The sequence below is a fragment of the Leucobacter sp. NPDC077196 genome (assembly GCF_040687075.1).
Classification (GTDB): domain Bacteria; phylum Actinomycetota; class Actinomycetes; order Actinomycetales; family Microbacteriaceae; genus Leucobacter.
Genome location: NZ_JBFBML010000006.1, coordinates 57,501 through 70,802 on the forward strand (window position 1 = coordinate 57,501; position 13,302 = coordinate 70,802).

Annotated in this window: 12 protein-coding genes; 3 read left to right on the forward strand and 9 right to left on the reverse strand. The window is 66.9% G+C overall.

Annotation, left to right across the window (positions count from 1 at the left end):
* Window positions 1-2: 2 nt before the first annotated feature.
* Together AB0O71_RS07985 and AB0O71_RS07990 are read right to left on the reverse strand one after the other, a co-directional pair.
* Complete coding sequence (locus AB0O71_RS07985) at window positions 3-764, reverse strand: response regulator (RefSeq protein ID WP_363744016.1); 762 nt, start codon at window positions 762-764, stop codon at window positions 3-5.
* Window positions 764-2,116, reverse strand: coding sequence for an ATP-binding protein (locus AB0O71_RS07990; RefSeq protein ID WP_363744018.1), 1,353 nt, complete (start codon window positions 2,114-2,116; stop codon window positions 764-766). Before AB0O71_RS07990 ends, AB0O71_RS07985 begins: the two co-directional genes overlap by 1 nt.
* A gap of 178 nt (window positions 2,117-2,294) precedes the next feature.
* Here AB0O71_RS07990 and AB0O71_RS07995 point away from each other — a divergent pair, with 178 nt between their 5' ends.
* Window positions 2,295-3,677 carry a cation:dicarboxylase symporter family transporter gene (locus tag AB0O71_RS07995; protein ID WP_363744020.1) on the forward strand — a complete coding sequence of 461 codons (1,383 nt, stop codon included), beginning with the start codon at window positions 2,295-2,297 and terminating at the stop codon, window positions 3,675-3,677.
* Here AB0O71_RS07995 and AB0O71_RS08000 read toward each other — a convergent pair.
* The 6 genes from AB0O71_RS08000 to lepA all read right to left on the reverse strand — a co-directional run bounded on the left by AB0O71_RS08000 (window position 3,649) and on the right by lepA (window position 10,769).
* Window positions 3,649-4,425, reverse strand: coding sequence for a 16S rRNA (uracil(1498)-N(3))-methyltransferase (locus AB0O71_RS08000; RefSeq protein WP_363744022.1), 777 nt, complete (start codon window positions 4,423-4,425; stop codon window positions 3,649-3,651). The genes AB0O71_RS07995 and AB0O71_RS08000 overlap by 29 nt on opposite strands.
* A gap of 2 nt (window positions 4,426-4,427) precedes the next feature.
* A complete protein-coding gene (gene dnaJ, locus AB0O71_RS08005; protein WP_363744024.1) occupies window positions 4,428-5,531 on the reverse strand; it encodes a molecular chaperone DnaJ in 1,104 nt (367 codons plus the stop codon).
* 56 nt (window positions 5,532-5,587) lie between these two features.
* On the reverse strand, window positions 5,588-6,625 hold the full coding sequence (gene hrcA, locus AB0O71_RS08010) for a heat-inducible transcriptional repressor HrcA (protein ID WP_363744026.1): 1,038 nt from the start codon (window positions 6,623-6,625) through the stop codon (window positions 5,588-5,590).
* A gap of 119 nt (window positions 6,626-6,744) precedes the next feature.
* Window positions 6,745-7,971 carry a radical SAM family heme chaperone HemW gene (gene hemW, locus AB0O71_RS08015; protein WP_363744028.1) on the reverse strand — a complete coding sequence of 409 codons (1,227 nt, stop codon included), beginning with the start codon at window positions 7,969-7,971 and terminating at the stop codon, window positions 6,745-6,747.
* A 48-nt stretch (window positions 7,972-8,019) separates the two neighbouring features.
* A complete protein-coding gene (locus AB0O71_RS08020; protein WP_363744030.1) occupies window positions 8,020-8,919 on the reverse strand; it encodes a DUF1990 family protein in 900 nt (299 codons plus the stop codon).
* Window positions 8,916-10,769, reverse strand: a complete 1,854-nt coding sequence (gene lepA / locus AB0O71_RS08025) for a translation elongation factor 4 (RefSeq protein ID WP_363744033.1) — start codon at window positions 10,767-10,769, stop codon at window positions 8,916-8,918. The genes AB0O71_RS08020 and lepA overlap by 4 nt, the downstream gene beginning before the upstream one ends.
* Window positions 10,770-10,861: 92 nt before the next feature.
* On the opposite strand from lepA, the gene AB0O71_RS08030 reads away from it, so the two are divergent.
* Together AB0O71_RS08030 and rpsT are read left to right on the forward strand one after the other, a co-directional pair.
* Entirely contained in the window at window positions 10,862-11,758 is an 897-nt protein-coding gene (locus AB0O71_RS08030; protein WP_363744035.1) for an MOSC domain-containing protein, read from the forward strand.
* 168 nt (window positions 11,759-11,926) lie between these two features.
* On the forward strand, window positions 11,927-12,187 hold the full coding sequence (gene rpsT / locus AB0O71_RS08035) for a 30S ribosomal protein S20 (RefSeq protein WP_363744037.1): 261 nt from the start codon (window positions 11,927-11,929) through the stop codon (window positions 12,185-12,187).
* 72 nt (window positions 12,188-12,259) lie between these two features.
* On the opposite strand, the gene holA is transcribed toward rpsT, so the two are convergent.
* On the reverse strand, window positions 12,260-13,291 hold the full coding sequence (gene holA / locus AB0O71_RS08040; protein ID WP_363744039.1) for a DNA polymerase III subunit delta: 1,032 nt from the start codon (window positions 13,289-13,291) through the stop codon (window positions 12,260-12,262).
* Between the last annotated feature and the right edge of the window lie 11 nt (window positions 13,292-13,302).

Here is a 13,302-nt window from a genome sequence, read left to right on the forward strand (position 1 = left end):
GCTCAGCGCGGGTCGGGCGGATCGGGCTGGCGGCGCTCGGACTCTTGAGGCCTGGCCTGTGCCCTCCAGCGGTATTCGGTCTGCGGGCGACCCCGCGCCCCGAACCGGGCACACCGTTCCGCTCGATGATGGTGTGCGAGGTACTCCAGATATCGTCGACTCACTTCGCGCGAGAGCCCGAGCCGCCGGGCGAGCTCAGAAGCGGTGCACGACCCGATTTCGCTCAGTATCACCGAGACCTGATCGAGCGTGCTGGCGGCGAGCCCTTTCGGCAGTGTCGCGATCGGGGTGGTGCGCAAGGAGGCGAACATCGTGTCGATGTCGTGCTGCGTCGCGGCCCCGCCGGCGGCCAGGCACCGACGGTGATACTCGCGAAATGCCTCGATCCGGTCCCTGAACAGTGCGAAGGTGTACGGCTTGATCAAGTACTGCACAGCACCCAGCGCCACCATCTCGCGTACGACTTCGACATCGCGCACCCCGCTCACGGCGATGACTTCCGTGCGCACGCCTCGCGCGCGCACGTGGCGCAGCACGTCGAGGCCCGTGCCATCGGGCATCGTGATGTCGAGCAGCGCCAGGTCGGCCCGAAGCGTCGGTCGAGTGAGCGCAGCGACGGCAGACCTGGCGCCGGAGCACTCGGCCACCACGGAGAATCCGCCTACGCGATCCAGATGGGCGCGATGGAGTTCGAGCGCGAGCGCATCGTCATCGGCGATGATCACCCGTATCGAGTCGCTCGTGTCACGCACGCCTGGAGACATCACAGCTGCTCCGCCGCAGACGCCGAAATCGCACCTGACGATGGCGCGGGCGCCGGACTCGCCGTACGCCCGGTATCAGAGCGCGGCAGCCGCACGACGAAGGTGGTCGGCGCCTCGTGGGCAACGATGGTTCCGCCGCAGTCGCCGACGATGCGATGGACGAGCGCGAGACCGACACCTCTGCCTTCTGCCTCGCGGCCCGGGTGCGCCTGCTTCGTGGAGACGCCCCAGTCGAACATTCGCCTCCGAGCTTCGAGCGTGAACCCCTCCCCCGAATCCGACACGGTCAGTTGCACATGTCCGCGCTCTCCTGGATGCATCCGCAGTTCGACGACCCTGGGCCGGAACTTGCTCGATGCCGCGGCGTCGATCGCGTTGTCCATCAGGTTCCCGATGACGGAGACGAGTTCCATTGCGCCGAGCGCAAGTTTCGGGAGCTCCGGAGCGATGTCGACTGCGACAGAGACGCCCCGCTCGGCCGCCTGGGCGGTCTTGCCGACGATCAGAGCGCTCACGGCCGGGTCGAGCGCTTCGGGAGCGGCCACGACGTCGGCCAGTTCTTGGCTGCGAAGCGCAGTCGCTGCGAGCATGTCGATGGCTTCGTCTTGCCGACCGAGTTCGAGCAGCGCAATCGCGGCGTGCAAGCGATTGCCGTGTTCGTGGGTCTGCGCTGCGAGAGACTCGCTGAGCGAGCGCAACGAGTCGTGCGAGATCAGCGCGTCGCGCACCGCTTCGGCTGAAAGGTCGCCGGTAATGCGACGCGTGACTCGTCGGGCTGCGAAGGCGGCGAACCCACCGATCACCGCGAACGTTCCGCTCACCGCAAGGGCGAGCGGAATCTCATCTGAGATCTTTTCCGCAATCGAGCTGACGGTGATGCCGACCGACACCCACCCGACCGTCGCACCAGAAGACTCCGTGACCGGGGCAATGGTGCGCACTGACGGTCCCAGCGTGCCCGTCCATCGCTCCGTCAAGCGATGCGGCGCATCGGGAATCGTGCCTCGGTAGCGTTTTCCGATCTGCTCCGGATCCGGGTGGGTGAATCGTGTTCCGTCGCGGTCCATCACGGTGATGTAGCTCACACCGACGTCGCGCCTGAGCTCCGACACGTGCTCCTGCATCAGCGCGACGCGCTCGGATTCGAGGCGTTCAGAGAGCGCGATCGCGGTCTCAGGCGCCGAGGCGATCGCGATCGCGAGCGCCTGCGTCGTGCGCTCGGTGTGCCGGTACTCTGCCCGCCGGCTGTCCCACATCAGCAGCGCTGTGACGATGACGCTCACTGCCAGCACTCCGGCCATCAAAATCGCGAAGACGCGCGAGGTGGCACTCGATCGACCTTCGTGACTCATGAGTCACATCATCTCATGTCGACGGGCCTGCTGTACCGGCTGGGGCAGGCCGAGTCCGATATGCCCGAAAAGAGCTGAAGACGCGGATGCGGCCTAGCGTGATTGCGCACCGCGGGTGTGCCGCAGAGGCGCTCTCGGATCGGTGCACACGAACAACGGCGTTCTCAGGAGGAACATCATGGCCGCGACAACACCCAGTGAATTCGGATCGTCACCGCGGAAGCAGCGAAGGAAGGCGTGGGACAGGCACACCTGGCTCTACGTCGCCGTCATCGCTGCCGTTGTGCTCGGCGCGGTCGTGGGGCTCGTGTTCCCGGGCTTCGCCGTCGGGCTCGAACCGCTCGGCAAGGCGTTCGTCGGCCTCATCAAGATGATGATCGCCCCGATCATCTTCTGCACCATCGTCATCGGCGTCGGCTCGATCGCGAAGGCCGCAACCGTCGGAAAGATCGGCGGGCTCGCCCTCGCGTACTTCATGACCATGTCGACCTTCGCTTTGGCGATCGGGCTCGTCGTGGGCAACCTGCTCCACCCGGGAACCGGTCTCGACATGCAGGGCGCGGAGTACGCGGTCGAAGGCGAAAGCAGCAGCACGCAAGACTTCGTGCTGGGAATCATCCCGACGACGTTCTTCTCGGCCTTCACAGGCGAGAGCGTGCTGCAGGTGCTCTTCATCGCGCTGCTCACCGGCTTCGCCCTCCAGGGTCTCGGCGATCGAGCGGCTCCCGTCATGGAGGCGATCCGGCACCTGCAGACGCTGGTATTCCGCATACTCAGCATGATCCTCTGGCTCGCGCCGCTCGGAGCATTCGGCGCGATCGCCGCCGTCGTCGGGAAGACGGGAGCGACAGCGATCTGGAGTCTCGGCGTGCTCATGATCGGTTTCTACATCACCTGCATCATCTTCATCGTCGGCGTACTCGGGACCCTGCTCTATGCGGTCACACGCATCAACATCTTCGCGCTGATGAAGTATCTCGGACGCGAGTACCTCTTGATCGTCGGCACCTCGTCGTCCGAGTCGGCCCTGCCGCGCCTCATCGCCAAAATGGAACACGTGGGCGTCTCGAAACCGGTCGTCGGCATCACCGTTCCCACGGGCTATTCCTTCAACCTCGACGGCACCGCGATCTACCTCACCATGGCCTCGCTCTTCATCGCCGCGGGCATGGGCGACCCGATGAGCGTCAGCGAGCAGATCGGGCTGCTCGTCTTCATGATCATCGCCTCGAAGGGGGCCGCCGGGGTGACGGGGGCGGGCCTGGCGACACTCGCGGGTGGGCTCCAGGCGTACCGGCCCGAGTTGGTCGACGGAGTGGGGGTCATCGTGGGCATTGATCGATTCATGTCCGAGGGACGAGCGCTGACCAATTTCACCGGCAACGCGGTTGCGACGCTGCTGCTCGGATCGTGGACGAAGCAGATCGATACTCAGCGCGTGCGTCGCGTGCTGAGCGGCGAGGTGCCGTTCGACGAATCGACGCTCAGCAGCGATGAGCACGGGGCGCGCACGCTCTCCGCAAGGCCCGCGGTCACCAGCGGGCGAATGCCGCGTTCATGACCGCAATCGCGGCGGGGCCGGCAGAGGAGGTACGGAGCACGGTGTCGCCGAGCAGCAGCACCGTTGCTCCGGCCTCCTGGAGCGCATCGAGCTCATCGTCGGAGAAACCGCCTTCCGGTCCGACCACGAGCAGCAGCTCCTCCGGCGGGCGCCCCGCTGTCGCTGCGGATCGCGCCCACGTCGAGAGTCTCGCGGTGCCGCGCGGGTGCAGCACGACCACCGCTCGATCCTCACGCGCGGCGAGCTCTTGCAGATCCCGCAGCACGAGAGGTTCGCGCACCACGGGAATGCGCGCGCGCATCGACTGCTTAGCGGCCTCGCGGGCGATGCGCTGCCACTTCGCGCGTCCCTTCGCGACCTTCTCCGGCCCGCCCGGGCCGTCCCAACGTGACACGGACCGCGCGGCCTGCCACGGCGCGATCGCGTCGACGCCGAATTCTGTGGACTGCTCGACGGCGCGCTCATCCCGGTCCCCCTTCGCGAGGGCCTGCACGAGCACCAACCTGGGCGTGCTCTCCGCTGCACGCGGGTGAGCGAGATCGATGCGCACCGTGAAGCGGTCCTTGGAGACGGCTTCGACCGTTCCCTCGGCGTACGCGCCCGCGCCGTTGCCGATCGAGGTGCGCTCACCGACCCGCAGACGACTCACCCGCACTGCATGGCGCGCCTCATCACCGCCGACCTCGACCAGCGCCCCAACCACGAGGTCAGCTTCGTCGAGATCTTCGCGGTAGTAGAGGTTCGCCACGATCAGCCCTGACGGAAGAAGCGATCGCGAATCTTGCCGAAGAAGCCCTGGTGGAACTCACCGAGGTGCGGAGCATCGTCCTTGCGCAGCGACGCGAGCTGCCGCACGAGATCCTTCTCCCGATTCGAGAGCTTCGTCGGAGTCGCGACCTGCACGGCGATCTTCAGATCACCGCGGGTGGTGCTGCGCAGGCCCTGGATCCCGCGACCGCGCACCGTAAGCATGTCACCCGACTGCACGCCGGGCTCGACCTCGACTTCGACCTCGCCGTCGAGCCCCGCGAGCTTCGCATCGGCGCCGAGAATCGCGTCGGTCATGGAGAGCTGCATCGTGCACAGCAGGTCGTTGCCGTCACGACTGAATATGTCGTGATGCATCACGCGGAACTCGATGAACAGGTCGCCATTCGGTCCGCCGCCGGGGCCGACCTCTCCGCCGCCGCGCATCTGCAGGCGCGTCCCGGTATCGATGCCCGAGGGCACCTCGATGGGGAACGTGCGGCGTTCGCGCACGCGCCCCTTACCCGCGCACTGCACGCACGGATGCTCGATGATGGTGCCGTAGCCCTGGCAGCTGCCGCACGGATGCATCGTGACCACGTTGCCGAAGAGCGAGCGCACCTGGCGCTGCACCTGCCCCTGACCACCGCAGACGTCGCAGGTGACGGGATGGGTGCCCGGCTGGCAGCAGCTGCCCTGACACACCTCGCAAAGCACGGCCGTGTTCACGGTGATCTCGCGCTGCGTGCCGAAGATGACGTCTTCGAGCGAGACGTCGACGCGGATCATCGCATCGTCGCCGCGCTCCGAACGTGACCGCGGTCCGCGCTGGCCCGCGCCCCCGAAACCGCCGCCTCCGAAGAACGTCTCGAAGATATCGCCGAACCCTGCCGCACCCCCCTGCGATCCTCCCATGTCGTAGTGCTGCCGCTGCTCGGGGTCGCTGAGCACGTCGTAGGCGTGAGTCACGCTCTTGAACTGCTCGGCCGCGTCCTCGCTCGGATTCACGTCGGGATGCAACTGACGCGCGAGGCGCCGGTAGGCCTTCTTGATCTCTTCGGCGGTCGCTTCGCGGGTGACGCCGAGGGTCTCGTAATGATCGGCCACGCTGTATCGCTCCTCAGGGTAGGGGGTGAAGTTCGGTCGGACGGGAGGTGCGGTGGCTACCGCTCCTCCCCCAGGAATCGGTTGAGGTAGCGCGCAATCGCGCGCACCGTGGCGATGTTGCCGGCGTAGTCCATACGCAACGGCCCCAAGACGCCGAGTTTGGAGATGGCGATGCCGTCCTCGTACTTCGAGGCGATGATCGACGTCTCAGAGAGGCCGTACGCCTCGTTCTCGCGACCGATCGACGCCGAAACATCGCGATCGTCGTGCACCAGCTCGCCGAAGAGCCGGAGCAGGGTGACCTGCTCTTCGATGGCCTCGAGCACCACCGGCAGCGATCCGGCGAATTCACCGCCGGGGCGCGACAGGTTGGCTGCCCCGGCGACCGCGATGCGATCGTTGCGGTTGGCCTGCAGCTGGCCAGATACCACCGCGAGTACGCGACGCACGAGATCGATCTCGTCGGGCTGCGACCACGCCGAAATGTCTTCTTCGAGCCGCGCCAACGCGGCCGTCGCCGTCTCCACATCGCTGCCAACTGCCGCATCGGCGATGCGTTGGCGCAGACCGTGCACCCAGGCCTCGGTCACTCGAGAAGCCGGCAGCAGGGCGACCTGCTGCTCGACCACGCCGCTTCCCAGGATGAGAACGCTGAGTACACGATCCTCACCGATGGCGACCAGGTCGATGTGGCGCACCACGGTGCGTCGCAGCGACGGATACTGCGCGACCGCGACCTGATTGGTGAGTTGCGAGAGCATGCGCACCGTGCGCGCCATGACGTCATCGAGATCGGAAGACTCGCCCAAGAACCGTTCGATGGCCGATCGCTGCGCAGAGCTCAGCGGGCGAATGCGCGCGAGCGTGTCGACGTAGAGGCGGTACCCCTTGTCGGTCGGGACGCGACCGGAGGAGGTATGCGGCTGGGCGATCAGTTCGTCTTCTTCGAGCAGCGCCATATCGTTGCGGATGGTCGCGGCCGAGACGCCGAAGCTGTGGCGATCGACGATCGCCTTCGATCCCACGGGCTCGTTCGACGATACGTAGTCGCCGACGATCGCGTGCAGCACCGCGAGGCTGCGCTCTGAAACCATCGCCCCTCCTGACCCTGGCACTCACTTGATCCGAGTGCTAAGTCTAGCGCAGCCCGGCCACTGCAGAGCCGGTCGCGCTCGCAGCGAACACGCCCACACACTGCGGCAGAAGTGCCAGGTTATGCGCCCAGCAGTCGGTGCACCACCGTGTCGGCGAGCAGTCGCCCGCGCAGCGTCGGCACGAGGCGACCGGCGATCGCGGAGCGCCCCTCCAGCAGCCCGTCAGCAATCAGCTGCGGGATCGCGCGGCGCTCTGCGGCGCTCAGCACATCCGCCGGCAATCCGTCGACGATCCTCGTCTCGAGCAGGATGCGTTCTTCGCGTCGCGAAGATTCCGAGAGCGTCTCACGAGAGTGCGCGGGCGAAATGCCCTGCGCCATTCGCTGCGCGTAGGCACCGGGATGCTTCACGTTCCACCAGCGCACTCCGCCCACGTGACTGTGCGCACCCGGACCGGCCGCCCACCAGTCCTCGCCCGTCCAATACGCCAGGTTGTGCCGCGAGCGCGTCTCGGGCGAACGCGACCAATTGCTGATCTCGTACCAGGAGAATCCCGCAGCTGCGAAGCGCGCCTCGGCCAGCTCGTACATCTCCGCGTGCAGATCCTCGTCTGGCTCGGCGACCTCTCCTCGTCGAATCTGGGCGGCCAACTTCGTGCCGCGCTCGATGATGAGCGCATACGCCGAGATGTGATCGGGCTCGCACGCGAGAGCCGCGTCGATCGAGCGCTCCCAGTCGCCGAGACTCTCGCCCGGCGTGCCGTAGATGAGATCGACGCTCACCTGGAGCCCGGCCTCGCGCGCCCATTGCGTGACCAGCGGCACGCGCTCAGGAGTGTGCGTGCGGTCGAGCGTGGCGAGCACGTGCGGCACCGCCGATTGCATTCCGAAACTCACGCGCGTGAACCCCGCGTCCGCGAGCGTCTGCAGGTATGCGGCGTCCACGGAGTCGGGATTCGCCTCCGTCGTCACCTCCGCTCCGGCCGCGAGCCCCCACTCCTCACGAATGCGACCGAGCATCGCGGCGAGGTCGGACGCGGGGAGGAGCGTGGGGGTGCCTCCGCCGAAGAACACGGTCGACACGGGCCGCTCGGGCAGCCCAGCACCGCGGAGCACTCGTGCGCCGAGCGCGAGCTCCTGCCCGACCTGCGCCGCGTAATCGTCGCGGGTCGTTCCTCCGAGCTCGCTCGCCGTGTAGGTGTTGAAGTCGCAGTATCCGCAGCGCACACGGCAGTACGGCACGTGCACGTACACGCCAAAGTTGCGTGATTCGGCGCCGACTGCGACTTCGGGCGGAAGGGAGCCGTCTTCGGGAGCCGGGTCGCCGTCAGGCAGCGCGCTGGGCACAGTGCTCTTCGGTGCGAATGTTACTCGCGATGCTCAACGTTCTCTGCGTCACGGGCGCTTGCTCGGCCGACGCTGATGAGCGACACCGGCCGGCTCAGCGCGATCGGCCGGCTCGGCGCGATCGGTCGGCTCAGCGCGATCAGTCGCGGGCGCAGTGTCGGGCTCCGGCTCCGGCTCTGCCTCCGTCGCGGGCTCTGGCGATACCGGCTGCTCCGGTTCGGGCTGCGGCTCAATATCATCAGCCTGCGCACTCTGGACCGCGGCCTGCTCGTCGTCAGCTGCCTGCCCGAGGTCGGGAGCGGGCTGCGCGCCAGGTGCGAGCGCGGCAATGCCGAGCTTCACGGCGTCAAGGGCAGCGCGCACGTCGGCGCGGCCGCGAAGTCCGAGCAATCCGTTCTTCGGCGCTGCGACGAATCCGCGCGCGACTGCCCACACCGTGTCGTCGGCGCGGAACTCGATGAGAAAGAGCTGCTCGCCGACGGCCCCCGCTTCGTCGCCCGTGCCCCACGCAAAGCCGACGCGGCGCTCCTCGTCGACGGTGTACACCACCAGCACGCTTCGGGGATCCTGACCCTCGACATGCAGCACCGCAGTGGTTCCCGCGACGATGTAGGGCTCTCCGTCGGGGCCGAACTGCTCCTCGACCTCCCCGGCGGCCTCGGGCATTCCATCATCCGTGAAGCTCGGGCCGACGTACTCGGAGCCGCCACCGCGAACGATATCGGTGACTCGAACGCCAGAGCCGCGCTGAGCTCCCCAGGTCATCAGCAGGCTCGACGCGATCAAGAATCGCTCCTGCCCGCTTCCGAGACGCAGTTCTTCCTCGTACGAAGTCATTCCCTCCGGGGGAAACCGAACGATGTCGGGATCCTTCGAGGCGCCGACCGCCGCGTAGGCGACCGGCATCTCCACGTGGCTGCTGCGGCGAGCAGGCTGACCCTTGCTCATCGCTTGCCCCCTTCCTTGCCCTCCACATCGCCCGAGAGTGCAGCGATGAATGCCTCCTGCGGCACCTCGACGCGTCCCACCATCTTCATGCGCTTCTTGCCCTCTTTCTGCTTTTCGAGCAGCTTGCGCTTGCGACTGATATCGCCGCCGTAGCACTTCGCGAGCACGTCCTTGCGGATCGCGCGGATCGTCTCGCGTGCGATCACTCGCGCGCCGATCGCCGCCTGAATCGGCACCTCGAACTGCTGTCGAGGAATGAGCTTGCGCAGGCGCTCGGCCATCATGGTTCCGTACGAGTAGGCGTTGTCCCGGTGCACGATCGCGCTGAACGCGTCGACGGCTTCGCCCTGCAGCAAGATGTCGACCTTGACGAGGTCGGCCTCTTGGTCTCCGCTCGGTTCGTAGTCCAGGCTGGCATACCCCTGGGTGCGACTCTTCAGGTGATCGAAGAAGTCGAAGACGATCTCCCCGAGCGGAATGCTGTAGCGCAGTTCGACGCGTTCGCCGAGGTACTCCATGCCCAGCAGGCTGCCGCGTCGACTCTGGCACAGCTCCATGATCGCGCCGACGTAGTCCTTCGGCGCCAGAATGGCCGTCTTCACCACGGGCTCGCGCACGCTCGAGATCTTCCCATCCGGGTACTCGGACGGGTTCGTCACCGTGATCTCGCGCCCATCGTCGGTGGTCACTTGATAGATCACGCTCGGAGCCGTCGCGATGAGGTCGAGATCGAACTCGCGGCGCAGCCGCTCCGAGATGATCTCGAGGTGGAGCAGACCGAGAAACCCGCAGCGGAAGCCGAAGCCGAGAGCCACCGAGGTCTCGGGCTCGTACTGCAGCGCCGCGTCCTCGAGCTTCAGCTTGTCGAGCGCCTCGCGCAGCACCGGATAGTCGCTGCCGTCGAGCGGATAGAGCCCCGAGAAGACCATCGGCTTCGGGTCGGTGTAGCCCGGCAGCGCCTCGGTCGCCGGGTGGCGCTTCGCCGTGACCGTGTCCCCCACCTTCGAGAGGCGCACATCCTTCACGCCGGTGATGAGGTAGCCGACCTCACCGACGGCGAGACCCTTGGTCGGGGTGGGCTCGGGTGCCGAGACGCCTACTTCGAGCGCCTCGTGCTCCGACCCCGTCGACATCATCTGCACCTTTTCGCGAGGCGACAGGTTGCCGTCGATCATGCGCACGTAGGTGACCACGCCACGGTAAGGGTCGTAGACGGAGTCGAAGATCATGGCGCGCGGCGGGCCATCGGCATTGCCGACCGGGGCCGGGATGCGCTTCACGACACTGTCGAGCAGCTCCTCGACGCCGGCGCCCGTTTTGCCCGACACCTTGAGAATGTCTTCGGGCCGACCGCCGATGAGGTCGGCGATCTCGCGCGAGACGCGCTCGGGATCGGCCGCGGGCAGGTCGATCTTGTTGAGCACGGGAATGATCTCGAGATCGTTCTCCATGGCGAGGTAGAGGTTCGCGAGCGTCTGCGCTTCGATGCCCTGCGCCGCATCCACGAGCAGGATCGCACCCTCGCAGGCCGCCAGCGAACGAGACACCTCGTAACTGAAGTCCACGTGCCCGGGGGTGTCGATCATATTGAGCGCGAAGTCTCCATCGTCGGTTCGCCAGTGCATACGCACCGCCTGCGACTTGATGGTGATCCCTCGCTCGCGCTCGATATCCATCCGATCGAGGTACTGCGCGCGCATCTCGCGATCGGGAACAGTACCCGTCACCTGAAGCATGCGGTCGGCGAGCGTCGACTTCCCGTGGTCGATGTGCGCGATGATGCAGAAGTTGCGAATCTTCGCGGGGTCGGTCGACGCCGGTACTGGAGGGTTCAGGCTGCGTGGAGACATTGTCCGCAATTATCGCACGCGCGGGCGACGGTTCGTACGCTGGACACGACGTCGCAATCCGGTGCGCGTCGCACTCCTGCGAGAATGTGCTCATGCCTCGCGTCGTCGCCCTGTATCGCTACCCGGTCAAGGGATTCACCCCGGAACGCTGCGATCGGATCACCGTGCAGCAAGATGGCCGCGTGGTCGGCGACCGCGTGCTCGCGTTCCGCTTCGCGCAAGCGGCGGTGCCCGAGCTGCGCGACGGGCTCGACTACTGGCCGAAGGCGCGGGGGCTCGCTCTGCAGGACTTTCCCGCGCTCGCCGCACTGCGACTCTCGTTCGACGCGGCGGAGCGCCGCATCACGATCTTTCAAGACGAATCGGTTGTCGTGACTACGGAACTGGACGATGCGGGGCGCGAGTGCCTGGTCGATGCGGTGACCGAGTTCGTGCTCGGCACGCACGAAGGAAAACGATTGCAGCGCCCAGGGCGACTGCCGCTCGAGCTCGTCGGCGACGGCGTGCACTCCCGCTTCCAAGATCGCGAACAGGGTTACGTCTCACTGCACAGTCGAGCGAGCGTGCTCGCGCTCAGCGCCGTGATCGACGAGCCCTCGGCCGCCCGTGTCGATCCCGCGAGCGGTGCCGGCGAAACGTCGGCGCTGGACGATCGCCGCTTCCGATCGAACATCGTGATCGACGGCGTCGAGGCGTGGGACGAGCTCGGCTGGAGTGGACGGGTGCGCATCGGCGCGCTCGAGTTTCGCGTCGCCGAGCCGATTGTGCGGTGCCTCGCGACGCACGCGAATCCCGAGACCGGTGAGCGGGACGCGCGGGTGCTCACCGCCTTGACGCAGCGCATCGGCCAGGAGGAGCCGACGCTCGGCACCCTCCTCCTCCCCCGCGAGTTGACCGCGCCCGTGCGCGCCGGAACGGAGCCGGGAACCGCCCGCTGGGGCGAGATCAGCGTCGGCGACGACGTGGAGCTCCTCGATCCGGCGGCCTGAGCGGCCTGAGCGCGCTGTGCGGCACGCCCCCGTGGACTGGGATCCGCTCACCGATTCTGCTAGACTCGGTTCTTGGCTTGCGTGTGGTTTTCACCACACCACCCGTAAGGTGCCCTCTCTCACCGCGCGGAACAACCCGTCAACCGGATCTAAAGGACACATCTCAACGTGGCAAATATCAAGTCGCAGATCAAGCGCATCAAGACCAACCGCAAGGCGACCGAGCGCAACAAGGCGTACAAGAGCGAACTCCGCACCGTTGTGCGCGCAGCCCGCGAGGCTATCGCCGGTGGCGACAAGTCGGTTGCCGAGGCGAAGCTGAAGGCCGCTGGCCGCAAGCTGGATAAGGCTGCCTCGAAGGGCGTCATCCACAAGAACCAGGCAGCGAACCGCAAGTCGAAGCTTGCCGCGCAGGTGGCAGCGCTCTAACTCGCGCTCGCAGTCGATTCAGGCCCCGCTTCGGCGGGGTCTTTTTCGTGCCCGGAGCCGGCATGGCGACAGCTAGACCCGCCCCCGTTTGGCGACGAACAAGAGGTACTTCTCGAGGGCGTACTCGGGGTCGCGGCTGCCACCCTTGAGCCGCCACTCGGTCTCCGCGGCGAGGTCGATCGCGCGGGCGAGATCTTCTTCACGCCACCCGCGCACCTCGCGCAGCGCACGGTCGACCTGCCACGGCGCCATACCGAGCTCCTTGGCCAACTGGCCGCCGGATCCTGCCGCGCCGTACACCCGCGCCATCGCCCGCACTTTCATATTGAGCGCCGCGAGCATCGGGATCGGGTCCGTACCGGTTGAGAACGCCTGGCGCAGCAGCACGAGCGCATCGGCCGCGCGCCCGGCGGTCGCAGCGTCGGCCACACGGAACGCGTTCGTCTCGACGCGGCCCTCGGTAGCCCGCGTGACCTGATCCTCTGAGATCCGCGTGCCCACATCCGACACGAGTTGTCCGATCGCACCCGCGAGCTCGCCGATCCCGCCCGAGTACGCCGCGGCCAGCTGACGCGCGGCGCCGGGCGTCACCTGGGCCCCCAGGCGCCGAAACTCGGCCTGCACGAACGCGAGGCGATCCTGATCCTTCTTCACCTCAGCGCAGACCACCTCGATACCGTCGCCGGCTCCCCCGCGCACGAGATCGAGCAGGGCCTTGCCGCGCTGGCCGCCCGCGTGCCGCAGCACCAGCGTCGTATCGTCTGCGGGTTCGGCGACGTATCGCTTCGTGTCCTCGAGAAACGCATCCGAGCACTTCTCAACGCTCTCAACGCGAATCAGCCGGGGTTCGGCGAACAGCGACGGGCTCGCGATCGTGAACAGTTCACCGGCCGTATACGCAGCGGCATCAACGTCATGGACCTCGAGATCGGTATGCGCATCGGTCAGCGCGGCACGAATCGCTTGCCCGGCGCGATCCGCGAGGAATCCCTCGGGTCCCGAGATCAGCACGACCGCCGCCGGACGCGCGTCGCTCCACTCGACCTGCGGAATCTTCGTCTTCGCAGACGCTGCTCTGGGAGCTGCTTTTCGTGCCTGTGCCACCCGTCCAGACT